Below are 15,593 nucleotides of genomic sequence, written 5' to 3' on the forward strand. Positions count from 1 at the left end.
GTAACGGAATGTCAGTGACAGCAGCGAAGCGCACCGCGGCGATCGTTGGCGTGCATAACACGCAGCAGGGACGCCGCTTAGACGGTGAAACCTCGCGCGGCCTGGCGATCAAGGCGATTTTGGGCGCGCTCGACGATGCGGGACTGACCCTCGACGATGTCGACGGCATCAGCGCCAGCCCGCAGTCGACGTCGTTGATCTATGACCTTCGGATCGGGCCGGCCTGGCAGGGCCTGGCCTTCGGGGTCGGCATGATCACCGAAGCCGTCACCGCCATCGAGCATGGCATGGCCGACGTGGTGGTGCTGGTCGCGGCCCAGGCCGGCGAGTACCGCGATCACGAGGCCACCGCGCCTTGGACCCGGCCCGAAAATGAATTCGTCGCTCCCTGGGGCATGTTCACCACCGCCGAGTTCGCACTCATCGCTCGGCGCCACATGCATGTCTATGGCACGACGCGCGAACAACTTTCGATCGTTGCGGCGACCATTCGCAACAATGGCTCACGCAATCCCGAGGCCGTCTACTACGAGCGTGGACCGTTCGGTCCGGACGACATCACCGCATCCCGGCCCATCGCCGACCCGTTCCATCTCCTGGATTGCGCCACCACCTCCGAAGGGGGATGCGCGCTCGTCGTGGCCAACATCGATGCCGTCGACGTTGCGGGTCAACCCGTTTACGTCCTGGGCAGCGGCGCGGACTTTCACGGTCCGTCCTACCAGCACCCCCCGGCGTACGACCTCGCGGGGCGACGCGGCGATCATGTCAACGGTGTGGTGGGTCGGCGCGCCGCAGAGTGCGCGTTCAAGCACGCCGGGCTGCGCCGCGACGACGTCGACGTGCTGGAACTCTACGACCCGTTCTCCTTCGAAATCATCCGCCAAATCGAGGCTTTCGGCTTTTGCGGCGACGGCGAGGGCGGCCCGTTTGTCGCCGACGGCCACATCGCCATCGACGGCAGCCATCCGATCACCACCGACGGGGGAACCATGTCCTTCAGCCACGCGGGTGCCAATCCGCAGATGATGCAACGGGCGATCCGCGCGGTGCAACAGCTGCGCGGCCAGGCCGGCGAGCTTCAGGTCCCCGGCGCTCATGTCGCGTTGTGCAGCAACGGGGGAGCGGGCGCCCTGTTCACGACGGTCCTGCTCCTGGGAGACGAACCGCGGTGACTTCGGATCCATTGCAACCCCAGAACGGGCCCGTCCCGCACGCGAGCAGCCACGTCAGCCGCCCGTTCTGGGAGGGATGCCGGTCACAGGAGCTGCGCTACCAGCGCTGCGCGGCTTGCGGATTGGCGAACTTCCCGCCGACCGAGCATTGCCGGGAGTGCCTTTCGCAGGACGTCTGCTGGCAACAGGGCAGCGGCCGCGGCGAGATTTACAGCTGGACGGTCGTTTATCGCCCCGTCACAGCGGAGTTCGAACCACCCTATGCGCCGGCCATCATCACCCTGGACGAGGGCTATCAGATGCTGACCAATGTCGTCGGCGTCGCACCCGAGGACCTCGACGTGGGCATGCGGGTGCGCGTGCACTTTCACGACGTCGGACCAGACGTGACGCTCCCCTACTTCACCGGTGCGGAAACGGACAGTTCGTGAGCCCCAGAACTGCCAACGGCCTGCCGGTCACCGCCTACCTGGTCCTGGGGGTGCTGGCGGCCAACGACGAACAACTCACCGCCGGCGAGATCAAGATGCGCGCCGAACTGTCGGTCGGCCACTTCTACTGGTCGCCGTCGGTCAGTCACGTGCGCCGCGAACTGACCCGCCTGCTGCAGCGGGGCATGGTCAGCGAGACGGGCGCGCACTCCGGCAAGCGCGCAATCACCTTGTACGAGACCACCGACGCCGGCCTCGACGCGCTGCGCCGCTGGGTTCAGCACTTCCCGGGACAGGACCAGGTGGTGATCAAACACCCCGTCATTCTCAAGACCTGGCTGGCCCGCGGCCAGGACCCCGAGCACGTCCTCGATACCCTGGACCGGCATCTCGATGCGACCCGGGCGCGGCTGGACGAGGCGCTGTGGTCGCGGCAGCGGTCCGTCGATCTCGGCATCACCGACGATCCCGAGCAGCGCTACTCGTTCGCGGTGTTGGACTACGCGATCCGCGGGCTATACGCCGAGATCTCCAACATCTCGCAACTGCGCGACGAGATCGCCGCCGGCACAACCCGAGATCCGGTCAAACGGGTGCGCCGGTCGAAGGGGCAGATCCGGCGCCGGGCACGGAGGAGCCCGGCGTAGCCGATGGTGGCGACCCGCCGCGACCGGCTCCGCCGCTCTTGCGATCGCCACGGACGGTGTAGGCCGTGCCTCGGCGGTCGCGCTCCCACAGCACCTCTCCCGGCCCGATGTCCGTTCCCTGGGCGATCAACTGGCGCTTGAGCACCTTGTGCGTCGCGGTGCTGGGCAGCTCGGCCGCGATTCGGATGTAGCGGGGGCGGGCCTTCGGCGACAGGTCGGGCTGCGCGTCCAGGAACGCTTCGAATTCGGCGGGCGCAAGGGTGTGGCCGTCGTTGAGGACGATGGCGGCCATCACCTGATCGCCGACGTGGCCGTCCGCGACCGCGTATACGGCGATGCGGCTGATGGCGCTGTGGCGCAACATAATTCGCTCGATGGGGGCGGCGGCCAGATTCTCGCCGTCCACCCGCATCCAGTCGGCAGTGCGCCCGGCGAGGTAAATCCATCCGTCGGCGTCGCGGTAGGCCAGGTCGCCGGACCAGTACATGCCGTGGCGCATGCGTTCTGCGTTGGCCTCCGGATCGTTGTAGTAGCCGGTGAAGAAACCCGAACCCGCCGTGTTGACCAACTCGCCGATCGCTTCGTCGGCGTTGACGAGCGCCCCGTCGGCGTCGAACCGGGCCACCGCACATTCGGTGACGGTGTCGCTGTTGTAGATCGCGATCCCGTCCATGCCCCTGCCGATAGACCCCTTGGGAGTGCCTTCCTCGCGGATCACGATGACGGCATTCTCGGTGGAGCCGAAGCCGTCTTCGACCTGCACACCGAAGCGGCGGCCGAACTCGTCGATGTCCTTGTCGTTGGCCTCGTTACCGAAGGCCACCCGCAGGGGATTGTCGGCGTCGTCGTCGCGTTCCGCGGTGGCGAGGATGTAGGCCAGCGGCTTGCCGACGTAGTTCATGTAGGTGGCGCCGTAGCGGCGGATGTCGTCGAGGAAACTGCTTGCCGAGAATTTCGCCGGCACCATCGCGGCACCGGAGCACACCGCGGGCGCCCATCCGGCGACGACCGCGTTGGAGTGAAACAGCGGCATCGAGACGTAGCAGGTGTCCTGCTCGGTGAGGGCGAAGCGCTGGACCAGGTTGAGACCGGCGAACGTCGCCATGAAGTGAGATACCTGCACCGCCTTGGGATTTCCGCTCGTCCCCGAGGTGAAGATCATCATGAAGGCGTCCATCGCGGTGACCTCGCGGTGAGGTCTCAGCTCCCCTGCGGCGTCGACGAATTCGCTCCATTGCGGTGCCGAGGAGTCGAGGATCCGCGTTGCCCCGAGGTCCAGGCCGTCCAGCAGCGGCCGGTGTTCGGCGTCGGTGACGACAAACTGACAGTCCGCGCGCCGAACGTCGGCGGCCAGCGCCTCACCGCGCCGGGTGGTGTTCAGGCCGCACAGGACGTAGCCGCCCAGCCCGGCCGCCGCCATCTGACTGACCATCTCCGGGGTGTTGCCCAGCAGGGCGCCGATGTGGATCGGTCGTTGCGGGTCGGCGGCGGCCAACAGGGCGGCGGCCCGTGCGGCGGCGCCCGTCAGATACTGACGCCAAGTCCATTGCACGTCATGGAATTTCACCGCGATCCCAGCATCGGAGAAGCGCTTGCGCAGCAGCGCTTGAATCGTGTCGTCAGCCATCCGTCGGATCCACTCTCATTCCGCCGCCCTACGAGACGAGACGGTCCGTCTTATAGTAGCGGGCGCCTCAACGCTGCAAAACCGCGGTAACTGCAGGGCGTCGTCAGTGCCGCGATTGCGGGCCGTGCACAACCTCGTGTTGCGAAAGTTGTCATTCCTTCTTCGCCCAGGATTCCCGATCGAGGACCGCGTGTATAGCCGATTCGTTCGCATTCGACGGCCATGATGGCCCCATGCTCTTCGAGTTGCACAGGTCGCTGATCCTGCTCAGGAACCGAGCGCGCGAATATCGGCGTGAGGTCTCACAATCGCGGTCGATGGGTGTCTCCGTCCGCGGCCGTCGCGGCCGTCGGTCGGCGAAAGACAACGACGAAAGCTGATGCCGGTCAGTGCGGTTGGCCGTCAGGCCATCGCCCGTCTATCCGCCCACCATCATCAGGCCGCCGTCCACCGCCAGCAGTTGACCGGTGATGAAACCCGAGCCGGGCCCGGCCAAGAACACCAGCATCGGACCGACGTCGCGGGCGGGGTCGCCCAGCGTGCCGCCGAGCGGGATCATCATTTGCATCTGCTGGTCGATCAGGGCGGCGGCGTCAGGGCCGAGGAATTCGCGCAGCCGGTCGGCCCCCGCCGTCTGCACCGCGGGCGCTAGGGCGTTGACGGTGACGTTGTCGGCGGCCCACGCTTTGGCGGCCGATCGCGTCCACGCCTGCACCGCGCCCTTGGTCGCGGCGTAGACGGCCGAGATCGCGCTGCCCATCACGGCTTCCGACGACCCGAAGTTGATGATGCGCCCGCCCTTGGGTTGTTGGTCCTTCATCACCGCATGGGCGGCCTGGTTGGTGAGGATGGTCGCCTTGATGTTGGTGTCCAACAGAAACGAGATGTCGTCGGCGCCGATGTAACCGGGAATGCCCGCCTGCCACAACCCCGCGGCGTTCACCAGCACATCGAGTCCACCGAGACGCTGTGCCGCCGCACCGACCATCGCCGAGACGGCCTCGGCCTCGCGCACGTCGCACTGCAACCACTCGGCCGCGAGACCGTCCGGTGGTGGTGTCCGGTGATAGGTCGCCGCGACCTTGGCTCCCGCTGCCGTGAGGACTCCGACGGCGGCTGCGCCGATACCGGTGGCGCCGCCGGTGACCAGGATTCGCCTGCCGAACAGGGGAGACGTCGAATCTGACATGCCAAGACGCTACCGCGAGCGGCGGGATCCGCCGCCGCAGCGTCAGGCAGGCCGGTCGGTCAGGCGCGCACCGCAATCGTCGAGAGCAGATCGGCGAGCCGGTCGGGCTGATCGACCATGGAAAAGGTTCTGGCCCCCGCGATGACTTCGAGGCGGGCGTTGGGAATGGTCGCGGCCAGCCGGACCCCATCCTCCTGCTCGAAGAACACGTCGTCGGCCGACCACGCGATGAGCGTCGGCTTGTCGAAGTCGTACAGCCGGGCCGCCACCGTCGTCGTCACCTCGGTGCGCATCGAAAGTGTGAACTGCCGCAGGTCTTCGGCGACCGCGGGAAGCGATAGCGCCGGGCGCACCCAGACCTCGGTGAGGTCATCGATGTTGCTGTGTGCCAGGCCGTTGAACGCACGGGCACGCACGGCCGGCGCGCGGACCGCCTGAATCGCGGTGCGGAACAACGTCTTTGATTTGGCGGCCAGGAGCAGCGGGCGCAGGATCGGTGGCGGGAAGTGCTCGAACGCATCGCAACTCGTGAGCACCAGCGCCCCCAGCCGCTCGCGATGGTGCACGGCGACCAGCTGGGTGACGACGCCGCCGGTGTCGTTGCCGACCAGCACCACGTCCTGCAGGTCGAGCGCGGCGAGCACCTCGGCGACCATGCCGGCGACACCGGTGATGGTCTGGTCGGCGCCGCGGCGCAGCGGCTCCGGATGCGCGCCCAAGGGCCAGGTCGGTGCGATGCAGCGCAGTCCGCGAGCGGCCAGGCGCTCACTGACTTGGCGCCACAGCTGTCCGCCCATCATGTATCCGTGCACGAACACCACCGGCCTGCCGTCCGTGGGTCCGGTTGCTTCGTAATGGATGGTTCCGGCACTAATGTCGATCGTCGACATAGCAAACTCCTACTTCGGGGGTACACTTACAAACAGGCTGCCTGTTCGTAAGTTACCAACAGGTTGTATGGAAATCAAGAGACGGACCCAGGAAGAGCGCTCCGCGGCGACCCGCGATGCGCTGATTGCGGCTGCCCGCACGCTGTGGGGGCAGCGGGGCTACGCCGAAGTGGGGACGCCCGAGATCGCGACCGTCGCCGGGGTCACCCGGGGCGCGATGTACCACCAATTTGCCGACAAGGCAGCGCTTTTGCGCGAGGTGGTCGAGGTCGTCGAGCAGGATGTGATGGCGCGGATGGCCGTCGTGGTGGCCGAGTCCGGAGCCACCACCCCGGCGGAAGCGGTCCGGGCCGCCGTCGACGCGTGGCTCGACGTCTCGGGCGATCCCGAAGTGCGCCAGCTGATCCTGCTGGATGCACCGAGCGTGCTCGGCTGGGCAGAGTTTCGCGACGTCGCGCAGCGGTACAGCCTGGGCATGACCGAGCAGATGCTCACCGAGGCGATGCGGGCCGGCCAACTGGCCGAGCAACCGGTGCGGCCGCTGGCGCACGTGCTCATCGGCGCGCTCGACGAGGCGGCCATGGTCATCGCGACCGCCGACGACCGGGAGCGGACCCGCCAAGAAACCGGACAGGTGCTGCACCGGCTCATCGATGCGATGTTCGACGCGCGGTAACGGCCATTAGTGGCGTCCGCAGCGGAAACCTCTGAATTCAAGCAACATTCGCTATCCGCTTTGAACCTCGGCGACGCCGGCGATGACGCCCTGGATCAGCCGGTCGAGGTGCTCGGGGTCGGAGACGACCGGCTGGCCGGCGACGAAGGTCAGCATGATGCCGTTGATGAACGCCAGCGTGGCGGTCGCCTGGTCGTCGACCAGCGCCGGATCCGGCGGCCTGTCGGCGGGATGCCATTGGGTGACGACGTTGCGCGCCAGGGCGTAGAGCCGGTCCGCGGATTCGTTGAGGGCCGCGGCCAGTTCGGGGTCCCGGCCGGCGAGCAGCGCGAGTTCGTAGCGCGCCTTGGCGCGGGTCAACCAGGGTTCGCTGTTGACGTACATGACGATCCGGGCCAAGCCCGCGGTGCCGGTGAACTGTGTGTCGTGATCGGCCAGTTCGGTCATCATCGAGAAGTCGGCGAGGTCGAGCTCGGCCAGCCGTGTGGCCATGGCGTGCATCAGCGCCTTGCGGGTCCGAAAGTAGAACGACGTGGTGCCGGCCGGCACGCCGGCGTGGTCATCGACTTTCGGATGACTGACGCCGTGCACCCCGTTGGCACCCAGCAACTCGATCGCGGCGTCGGCGAGCTTGCGGCGCCGCTCCGGCGCATTGTGCTTTCTGCGTGCAGCGATACACCCCAGTTTATCCGGCGAAGGCGGCGGCGGCCCCGATCGCGCGAACCCGTTAGAACTGACCGCAGTTCGGTGTGGTGGGCTCGCCGTTGAAACGCGCGGCGATCCATTGCATGGCCGGTTCGCCGTCGACCAGCATCGGCAGCGCGTGATTGATGACGAGCTTGTTGAGGAAGGGCGGCTCTTCGTTGGTGCGGAATTCGACGTCGGCATCCTGGGCGCACCAGTCGCGGCCGAGCTGGTTGGCCGCGGTCCAGGGCACCAGTGGGTCATAGCGGTTGCTGTCGATCATCACCGGCGCGTTCGGTTTGAAGCGCCCGAGCCGTTGTGCCTCGAAGAGGCTGTTGAACGGCTCCTCGTTCACCAGCTGATTGATGTCCTCGGTGAAATAGGGCTGAATGTGGCGAAACATGAAGTCCAGCAGGGTTTGTCCGACGCATTGCCGCGAGACCGACTCCAGCATTGCCAGCCCGCGCGGTGTCATCTTGGAACGAATGATGTCGGCGAATTCCGGATAGGCCGCCATGACGCTGTTGAGCGCATACCCGACTACACCGACGAGCGCGCTGCCGTCGGCGTAGGGCAACAGCTCCTTGAGGTTGGCCGGCGGCGCGCCGGCGTAGGTGCCCACGATGTGGAGTTCCGGGGCGTATTGGGAGGCGAGCTCGGCGGCCGACGCGGTCGCGCCACCGCCTTGCGAGTAACCCCAAAACGCCACCGGCCCATGCGGATCCAACGACGTCCCGGGCATCCGGATGGCCGCGCGGGCCGCGTCGAGCACGGCCTGACCCTCGGCCACCCGGCCCACGTAGGTGTGCATGGATGGGGTGCCCAGCCCCTGGTAATCGGTCATCACGATGGCGAAGCCGCGCGCGACCATGGTCGCGACGAACAGCTCCTCGTAGTTGAACATGATGTCCCAGCCACCCGAATAGTGGATGCCCTGGTTGAACATTCGCGACGGCGCGCACTGATTGCCCTGGCCCTGGGTGCCGGGCGCGTAGCTGATCAGTGGCCGCGGTCCGAGCCCGGGCCAGTCGTTGTAGGGCTCGAAGTAGGTGCCCGTTACCGCGATCGGGTTGCCCCGCGTATCGGTGCTGCGGTACATGATCCGGGTGCCGGTGGCCATGATCGCACCCAGTTGTCCGGAGGGTTCCAGCACCAGCCGCGACGGCTCGGTGCGGATCAGATCGCCCGGCTGGCCCGGCGGCAGCGGCTCCGGCGGGGTGTAGAAGTCCGCGTACTGCGGTTCGTCACCGCCGTCGGCCCGCGCATTTCCCATTCCCACGAGCGCGCACGCAATTATCAGCAGTACTGCGAAAACTCCCCCGGCCCGATGCATTACGGAACGGTAACAATCACCGGGCCGCCAGCGGAAGACCAATCTCTAAATTTTTAGAGATTGGTTTTTCCTACCGATGCTGCTGCGAAACGGTTACGTCACCCGTACGGGCGTTTCGCCGACCCAAGTTGTCAATGTCCTTGCCGGAGCGCATGACCCGCCGTCGCGAACTGGCTGATCGCAGCGGCCGCCACTTCGGCGCCGTCGCCCCGGCGGATCTGCGCACCGAACTTTCCAGCCGATTCCCGGTAGGTCGGGTCCTGCAGCACCGCGCTGATCGCTGCGCGGATGCGCCGCACGCCGGCGTGCTTGCGAAGTAAGATCCCCGCGCCGAGGCTCTGGATAGCAGCACCAACGCGACGCTGGTCGATCAGCGCGTTGGCAGGCATGATCACCAGGGGCACACCAAAAGACAGCGCCCGCATCGCCGTGCTGTGTCCGCCATGGCCGACGACCAAGGAGGCGGAGGCCAAAACCTCGCCATGGTCCAGCCAAGCATGCATCGATGTGTTCGCCGGCACGCGCAGCCCAGACGAATCGATGGCCGGTCCGAACGTTACCGTCGCACGCACGGGCAGGGGTTCGATGGCGTCGAGGATCCTTTGCAGCATGCGACGCTGACCCGCGTAAGCGCAGGTGCTCAGGCTGACGAGAATCCTGGGTACCGGCTGAGGGGTCGTTGCAATCGGAATGCCTTGCCAGACAACGCCGACATGGCGGACCGCGGGGACGCCGCGCACCGGGTCGAGTTCGGCGCGGGCGGTGACGATGTGCAGCGCCCCGGTTCGCTCGAGGTGGCCGGCCGGGGTGCCCTTGAGGCGCAGGAGCCATCCGATCGGACCGGCGGCAAGGTCTTGCAGGGTCCGATGAAAGCAGTGCCCGAAGACCACTGTCGGGAAGCCTTGTGCCGCTACTTCGTGAACGGCAGCGGTCAGTATTACGTCGACCACCACCACGTCGGCACGGTGCCGGCGCGCGGCCCGCACCGCATCCCGGCCCAGTTGGCGTTCCATAGCGACGCGGGTCATGCTGAGCATCATGCCAAGCAACGACCGCTGCACGGTCGGGTCGAAATTGGTTGCGGACGTGAATGTCTCGAACGGAAACCCGTCGTCCTCCACGCGCTGACGGACGCCCTGGTGACCGACGAAACGGACCTCGGCGCCATGGGCCCGCAGCGCCCCCGCGACTGCCAGCTGCGGCGGAATGTTGCCGCCGCCGTCGAAAACGACAAACAGAACCTTCATGGCGCCGCCCGCGCGTTGGCGCCCTGCGACACCGTGAGCACGCCGTCGGTCATCAGCTGCATGCGGTTGCGGACCTCGGCGACCGTCAGATGCCGGTCGCGCCGGAGCAGCTTCCAGCTGTATACGTCGGTGGCCACGACGAGCGCATCGATGATCCGATCCCGTTCAATGGGTTCGAGGGGCAACTCGTTGCCGAACACTTCCTCCACCCACTCGCGGTGCAGAGTCCTTCCGGCCTCGCACATCAGTCGCGCTCGCGGATCGTCATCCTCCTCGGCGAGCAGGCCGAGCACCATGTCCCCGCGCCCCTCATAGTGTTCGATGAGCACCGTGATTGCGGTTTCAGGGTCGTCGGGTGGCGAGACTCTTTCGGCCAAGACGGCTTGGCGGACGGCCAAATATGCCGCCTCGATAAGCGATTCCCGGCTTCCGAAATGCCGAAGCACCGTCTTCACCGTGACGCCGGCGCGCTCGGCTACCGTGCCGAGCGTGATGCCGAGCGATCGTTCCGCCACGACCGCATCGATGGCCGCCCCAACGATGGCGTTGCGGGTAGCCGCCGTCGACTCGTTGCGAGCTCGCATGTCGTAGCGTCGCGATTTCGCGTCCATGATGATGTACATGAAACCATCATTTGATGTCCCTGGCAATAGACATCAACTTGCGGATCATCGAGAGCCGGTGTCGCGACGCGGGGTAGTGGAAACGGCCGAACTCGCTCGGACCGGCGACGATCGCGCCGGCGTCTGGGCGCTACGGGGTCTTGAGAAACACGTCGTTGAGCGTGACGGTGCGCAGGTTCCGGTCCCGGATGAAGTCGACGAGTTGCGGATAGACATGCGTGACCGGCAGATGATTGAGATGCCCGATGACGATGGCCTGCGGTGTGAAGTATTGATCGGCCATCTGCACGATGTACTCCTCGGTGATCAATGTCGAATCCGACAGTGACCCCGACCATAGGGTGGGGACCTTGTAACCGAGGTCGGCGGCCACCGCGTCCACGGCGGCGTTGCGTTTCGCGTACGGCGGGCGCCAGTACGGCTTCGCGCCGATGCCGTACGTGTTCTTCAGAAACGCGTCGTTGCGCGAGAGCTGTTCGGCTACTTGCTCTTTCGTCAGCGTAGTCATGTTCGGGTGTGACCAGGTGTGGTTGCCGAGCTGGATCTGACCGCTGTCTACCAACGGCCGCAGTAGGTCCAGGTTTTCGGTCCACGAGTCGTAGATCCCGTTGACGAAATAGGTCAGCCGTATGCCGGTGTCCTTGGCGAACTGCGTGTAGGCGCGCACCACCTCGCTGTTGACGCCGTCGTCGACCGTCAGCGCGAGCAGGTCACCCTCACCCGGGATCTTCATCAGGGCACCGCCGCCGGGCAGCGGGATGCGGGCACTGAGCGGCGGGGGCGGCAACAGGGCCTGCGGGGCGGTCGGGCCGGAGGTCGGTATGTCGGCCCCCGGGGCTTGGGCAAACGTGCGGGGCTGCGGATCGACGATGAGCCGCGCGGCGCCTACGCCGGCGACGACGGACGCGGCGAGTGATCCAAGGAACTGGCGGCGGTTCATGACTGACAAGCGAGCGCGTCGATCAAATGATCACGCGGCGACAGCAATCGCGAGATCGGCCCGACTATTCGCCCGTTTATCGCGGCGCGCTGCGCAATAAGCGGGCTCCCGCAGGAACCGCCGTTGGTGCACAACATCAAGGCCACAGCCGCGAACCGTACCATTCGCGGTGCCCGAATGTCGGCTCCGTTACGGGAGGGTCAGCTGAGAATTCTGATCGACATTGGTTGCTCCCGGTTCACGCGAGCCGACCAGCGCAATCAATGCGGTTCCCCGACGGCGGCCCGCTGCGGCAGCTGCACCGGTTCGACATTGGGCGTGCCCAGCGTCGAGGCCAGCCAGGGCAGTGCCGTGGCAAACGCCTGAGCGGCGAACGGCCAGTCGTGCTTACCGGGTTGAGTAACGACCGCGCAGGCGATTCCGTGGGCGGCTCCGGCGGCGCACAGCGCGTTGGCGGCGGCGTCCTGTCCTTCCGGGTTCGCGGCCGGATCGGCGGTGGCGGCGCTGAGAGTGGGGCTGGCTTCCTCGGCGACGTTGCTGGCTTCCGACGACGAGGGAACGTCGAACCATCCCGATAGGCCGGTGTAGTGGCCGTGCCGGTTCATGACGGTGATCGGGTCGAAGTCGGCCCACGCGGCGCTGTTGCCGCCGAACAGCTTGGCGAGGGTGGCCTCTTTGGAACCGATGCTGGGCCCGCGATCACCGGCGATGTCCACGAACGCGCTGAATATCTCCGGATGCATGACGGCCAAGTCGACGGCGCAGGTACCGCCCATGGACCATCCGGCGACCCCCCAATTGGCCCGGTCCGGATTCACGCCGAAGTTCGACACCATGAAGGGTTCGATGTCTTTCGTCAGATGGTCGGCGGCATTGCCGCGGGCGCCGTTGACGCACTCGGTGTCGTTGTCGAATGAGCCGGTGGGATCGACGAACACCAGCACCGGAGAGAACCCGTGATGCGCGGCGGCGAAATTGTCGATCGCGGTGAATGCGCCGCCGGGGCCCAGCCAGTCGGCCGGGGTGTTGAAGGCGGAGCCGATCATCATGACCGTCGGCAGCCGGGGCGGCGGATTGCTGTTGAACCATGCCGGCGGCAGATAGACCAGTTCCCGGCGATGGGCGAAGTGGGAGCCGTTGTCGTCGATGTCCACCGGCACCACCACGCCTTTGGTCGGCCTGGTGCCCGCGACCTGCATCTCGGTGACCCGCAGCCGGTCGATCTGGTCGGGCAACGGGACCGACGTCAGCTGATTCCACGCGGCGAGCACGGTGGGGAAGTAGCCGACCCATCCGTTCAAGGCCAGGCCCGCGCACAGGACGCACAGGGGCACCGATAGCACCGCGAACCCGCGGCGCCACCAGCGGGTGCCCGGCCAGCCCACCAGCGTGACCGCGGCGGCCAACCCGCCCAACGCGATCCATAGCCACAGCGCCGTCGGCGCCGGATCCCCCGCCACCCCGAGCGAGGTGATGTACCAGTACGCCAGCGCGGTCAGCGCGACGGCCGCGACCAACGCCACCGGCAGCACCCGCTTCAGCCAGCGCCGCGAACGCCAGCGGATCGCGACGATCAACACCAGCAGAGCCAGGCCCTGCACGGCCGGCGGAAACCAGCCGTGCAGCAGGGACAATTGTCCGAAGAACTGCTCCAACGGTCGTGACCTTTGCTAGATCGATCGCTGCGCGCGGGTGAGATGAGTATCGAGGGGCCGGTCGGGGTCACCGAAGGCGGCGGCCGGACCAACTATCCCATACGATCCCGGCCCGTCACCCGACCGTTTCTGCGTGTGGGCCGAACGAATGTGCGCGGCTTCGGGCTAGCCGATTCATGCGTCGGCGATGACGCTGGTGAACGAGCGAAGCCGCAGGCTGTTACCCACGACCAGCAGGCTGGAGGCGGCCATCGCGGCGCCGGCGAACATCGGGTTGAGCATGCCGAGCGCGGCCAGGGGGATCGCGGCGAGGTTGTACCCGAACGCCCACACCAAGTTGGTCTTGATGGTCGTCAGCGTTCGCCGGGAGAGGCGGATCGCGTCGACCGCGGCGCGCAGGTCGCCGCGGATCACCGTGAGGTCGGCGGCCTGGATCGCGACGTCGGTGCCGGTGCCCATGGCCAGGCCCAGGTCGGCGGCGGCCAGCGCCGCGGCGTCGTTGACGCCGTCACCGACCATGGCGACCACCTTGCCCTCGGATTGCAGGCGTTCGACGGCGGCGACCTTGTCGGCGGGTGTGGCATCGGCGATGACCCGCGCGATGCCGAGTTCGCCGGCGACATGGGCGGCGACTGTGGCGTTGTCGCCGGTCAGCAGCACCGGCGTCAGGCCCAGCCCGATGAACTGCCGCACCGCCTCGGCGCTGGACGGCTTGACGGTGTCGGCGACCACCAGGATGCCCCGGACCAGGCCGTCCCAGCCTACGGCGACCGCGGTCTTGCCCTCGCTCTCGACGCGGGCTTTGGCCGCGGACAGGGTGGGGTCGAGGAGCATTCCGCATTCGGTCAGCAGGCTCTCACGCCCGACGACGACGGCGCGGCCGTCGACCGTGCCCCGCACGCCCCTGCCGTTGACGCCGGTGAAGTCGGTGGGTGCTGGAAGCGCGCCGAGTTGCGCCGTGGCGCCGCGCGCGATTGCTTGTGCGACGGGATGCTCGGAGGCGTCTTCCAGGGCGCCGGCGTAGCGCAACAGCGTGGCGGGTTCGGTGTCGGCGCCGGCGATCAGCTCGACCAGGGTCATCTTGCCGGTGGTGACGGTGCCGGTCTTGTCGAGCACGATCGTGTCGACGTTGCGGGTCGACTCCAGCACCTCGGGCCCGCTGATGAGCACGCCGAGCTGAGCGGCGCGGCCGGTGCCGACCAGCAGGGCGGTCGGAGTCGCCAGCCCCAGGGCGCACGGACAGGCGATGATCAGCACCGCGACCGCGGCCGTCAGGGCGGTCGTCAGGGAGAAGCCCGCCGCGAGCCAGCCGGCCAGGGTCGCCAACGCCAGCGCCAGGACGACGGGGACGAACACCGCCGAGATGCGGTCGGCGAGGCGCTGCACGCGGGCCTTGCCGGACTGGGCCCGCTCGACGAGCTTGGCCATCTGTGCGAGCCGGGTGTCGTCGCCGACCCCGGTCGCGCGGACGACGAGCCGGCCGCCGGCGTTGACGGTCGCGCCGGTGACGGCGTCACCCTCGCCCACCTCGACCGGGAAGGACTCGCCGGTCAGCATGGAGGCGTCCACGGCCGAGGAACCCGCGACGACGATCCCGTCGGTGGCGATCCGTTCCCCGGGGCGCACCACGAACTCGTCGCCGACCGCGAGCCGTTCGATCGGAATGCGGGTCTCGGCGCCTTGAAGGTCGGGGCGCAGCACTGCGACGTCTTTTGCGCCCAGCGTCAGCAGCGTGTGTAGCGCGGCGCCGGCCACCCGCTTGGAACGCCTTTCGAAATAGCGGCCGGCAAGGACGAACAGGGTCACGCCCGCGGCGACCTCGAAGTAGACGTGGCACGGAGCGCCGTCGCGTCCGACGGTCAGCTCGAAGTCATGTTGCATGCCGGGTTGGCCCGCCGTCCCGAGGAACAGGGCGTACAGCGACCACAGGAATGCGGCCATGGTGCCGAGCGAGACGAGGGTGTCCATGGTGGCCACGCCGTGTCTGAGGTTGGTCCAGGCGGCCGCGTGGAACGGCCGGCCGCACCACACGACGACCGGGGTCGTCAGGGCGAGCGAGACCCAGTGCCAGCGGGGGAATTGCAGGACGGGAAACATGGCCATGGCGATGACCGGGCCGGCCAACACGATTGCGGTGATCAGACGCCGGCGCAGCGACGTCAGCTCGGGGTCATCCGGTGTCGCCAGAGCCGCCTGATCGCTGTGGCGCTCGGGTGCTCGCGGTGGCAGGACGGCGGCGTAACCGGCCTTCTCGATCTCGCCGATGAGCATCCGCGCGTCGTAACCGGCGGGTGCCGTGACGGCGGCCTTCTCCGTGGCGTAGTTGACGGTCGCCGTGACACCGTCGAGCTTGTTCAGCTTCTTCTCGATCCGGGCCGCGCAGGAGGCGCAGGTCATCCCCGTGATGTCGAGTTCGATCCTGCGCTGAGTGGGGGACGCGGTGGGGCCGGGGAGGGTCCCGTCCTGTATTTCTCGC

14 protein-coding genes are annotated in these 15,593 nt (G+C 67.4%); 4 read left to right on the top strand and 10 right to left on the bottom strand.

Translation table 11 applies throughout. The features are described from left to right. Nucleotides 1-8: 8 nt before the first annotated feature. From A5753_RS15615 to A5753_RS15625, 3 genes are read left to right on the top strand one after another with little or no spacing between them, the layout of a single operon-like run. Entirely contained in the window at nt 9-1,175 is a 1,167-nt protein-coding gene (locus A5753_RS15615; protein ID WP_067129717.1) for a thiolase family protein, read from the top strand. Then, nucleotides 1,172-1,606 carry a Zn-ribbon domain-containing OB-fold protein gene (locus A5753_RS15620; protein ID WP_067129720.1) on the top strand — a complete coding sequence of 145 codons (435 nt, stop codon included), beginning with the start codon at nt 1,172-1,174 and terminating at the stop codon, nt 1,604-1,606. The genes A5753_RS15615 and A5753_RS15620 overlap by 4 nt, the downstream gene beginning before the upstream one ends. Next, entirely contained in the window at nt 1,603-2,253 is a 651-nt protein-coding gene (locus tag A5753_RS15625) for a MarR family transcriptional regulator (RefSeq protein WP_067129723.1), read from the top strand. Before A5753_RS15620 ends, A5753_RS15625 begins: the two co-directional genes overlap by 4 nt. On the opposite strand, the gene fadD1 is transcribed toward A5753_RS15625, so the two are convergent. From fadD1 to A5753_RS15640, 3 genes are all read right to left on the bottom strand, one after another. Next, nucleotides 2,192-3,880 carry a fatty-acid--CoA ligase FadD1 gene (fadD1, locus tag A5753_RS15630; protein ID WP_067129726.1) on the bottom strand — a complete coding sequence of 563 codons (1,689 nt, stop codon included), beginning with the start codon at nt 3,878-3,880 and terminating at the stop codon, nt 2,192-2,194. The genes A5753_RS15625 and fadD1 overlap by 62 nt on opposite strands. Nucleotides 3,881-4,298: 418 nt before the next feature. After that, nucleotides 4,299-5,069 carry an SDR family NAD(P)-dependent oxidoreductase gene (locus A5753_RS15635; protein WP_067129728.1) on the bottom strand — a complete coding sequence of 257 codons (771 nt, stop codon included), beginning with the start codon at nt 5,067-5,069 and terminating at the stop codon, nt 4,299-4,301. A 59-nt stretch (nt 5,070-5,128) separates the two neighbouring features. Continuing rightward, complete coding sequence (locus A5753_RS15640) at nt 5,129-5,959, bottom strand: alpha/beta fold hydrolase (protein WP_067129730.1); 831 nt, start codon at nt 5,957-5,959, stop codon at nt 5,129-5,131. Between the two features lie 67 nt (nt 5,960-6,026). Between A5753_RS15640 and A5753_RS15645 the strand changes: the two genes are divergently transcribed. After that, nucleotides 6,027-6,635: a TetR/AcrR family transcriptional regulator gene (locus tag A5753_RS15645; RefSeq protein ID WP_067129732.1), complete on the top strand. Its 609-nt coding sequence runs from the start codon at nt 6,027-6,029 to the stop codon at nt 6,633-6,635. A 51-nt stretch (nt 6,636-6,686) separates the two neighbouring features. On the opposite strand, the gene A5753_RS15650 is transcribed toward A5753_RS15645, so the two are convergent. From A5753_RS15650 to A5753_RS15680, 7 genes are all read right to left on the bottom strand, one after another. After that, nucleotides 6,687-7,319, bottom strand: a complete 633-nt coding sequence (locus A5753_RS15650) for a TetR/AcrR family transcriptional regulator (protein ID WP_255361367.1) — start codon at nt 7,317-7,319, stop codon at nt 6,687-6,689. 43 nt (nt 7,320-7,362) lie between these two features. Continuing rightward, nucleotides 7,363-8,652: a lipase family protein gene (locus tag A5753_RS15655; protein WP_197694708.1), complete on the bottom strand. Its 1,290-nt coding sequence runs from the start codon at nt 8,650-8,652 to the stop codon at nt 7,363-7,365. A gap of 131 nt (nt 8,653-8,783) precedes the next feature. Then, nucleotides 8,784-9,899, bottom strand: a complete 1,116-nt coding sequence (locus A5753_RS15660; protein WP_082971344.1) for a glycosyltransferase — start codon at nt 9,897-9,899, stop codon at nt 8,784-8,786. Then, a complete protein-coding gene (locus tag A5753_RS15665; RefSeq protein WP_067129738.1) occupies nt 9,896-10,522 on the bottom strand; it encodes a TetR/AcrR family transcriptional regulator in 627 nt (208 codons plus the stop codon). The genes A5753_RS15660 and A5753_RS15665 overlap by 4 nt, the downstream gene beginning before the upstream one ends. A gap of 130 nt (nt 10,523-10,652) precedes the next feature. Further along, nucleotides 10,653-11,462, bottom strand: a complete 810-nt coding sequence (locus A5753_RS15670) for a polysaccharide deacetylase family protein (protein ID WP_067129741.1) — start codon at nt 11,460-11,462, stop codon at nt 10,653-10,655. Between the two features lie 260 nt (nt 11,463-11,722). After that, nucleotides 11,723-13,117 (bottom strand): alpha/beta hydrolase family protein, encoded by a 1,395-nt coding sequence (locus A5753_RS15675; protein ID WP_067129744.1) that lies wholly within the window; start codon nt 13,115-13,117, stop codon nt 11,723-11,725. Between the two features lie 174 nt (nt 13,118-13,291). Then, nucleotides 13,292-15,593, bottom strand: a 2,302-nt coding sequence (locus A5753_RS15680; RefSeq protein WP_231990089.1) for a cation-translocating P-type ATPase, incomplete at its 5' end; no start/stop codon positions are given.

Source organism: Mycobacterium sp. 852002-51971_SCH5477799-a (assembly GCF_001667145.1).
GTDB lineage: Bacteria > Actinomycetota > Actinomycetes > Mycobacteriales > Mycobacteriaceae > Mycobacterium.

What these genes read in the sequence shown, in the direction of transcription:
- A5753_RS15615 (WP_067129717.1), top strand. Translation starts at nt 9, where the DNA reads ATGTCAGTGACAGCAGCGAAGCGCACCGCGGCGATCGTTGGCGTGCAT.
- fadD1 (WP_067129726.1), bottom strand. Translation starts at nt 3,880, where the DNA reads ATGGCTGACGACACGATTCAAGCGCTGCTGCGCAAGCGCTTCTCCGAT.
- A5753_RS15635 (WP_067129728.1), bottom strand. Translation starts at nt 5,069, where the DNA reads ATGTCAGATTCGACGTCTCCCCTGTTCGGCAGGCGAATCCTGGTCACC.
- A5753_RS15640 (WP_067129730.1), bottom strand. Translation starts at nt 5,959, where the DNA reads ATGTCGACGATCGACATTAGTGCCGGAACCATCCATTACGAAGCAACC.
- A5753_RS15645 (WP_067129732.1), top strand. Translation starts at nt 6,027, where the DNA reads ATGGAAATCAAGAGACGGACCCAGGAAGAGCGCTCCGCGGCGACCCGC.
- A5753_RS15655 (WP_197694708.1), bottom strand. Translation starts at nt 8,652, where the DNA reads ATGCATCGGGCCGGGGGAGTTTTCGCAGTACTGCTGATAATTGCGTGC.
- A5753_RS15660 (WP_082971344.1), bottom strand. Translation starts at nt 9,899, where the DNA reads ATGAAGGTTCTGTTTGTCGTTTTCGACGGCGGCGGCAACATTCCGCCG.
- A5753_RS15665 (WP_067129738.1), bottom strand. Translation starts at nt 10,522, where the DNA reads ATGTACATCATCATGGACGCGAAATCGCGACGCTACGACATGCGAGCT.
- A5753_RS15670 (WP_067129741.1), bottom strand. Translation starts at nt 11,462, where the DNA reads ATGAACCGCCGCCAGTTCCTTGGATCACTCGCCGCGTCCGTCGTCGCC.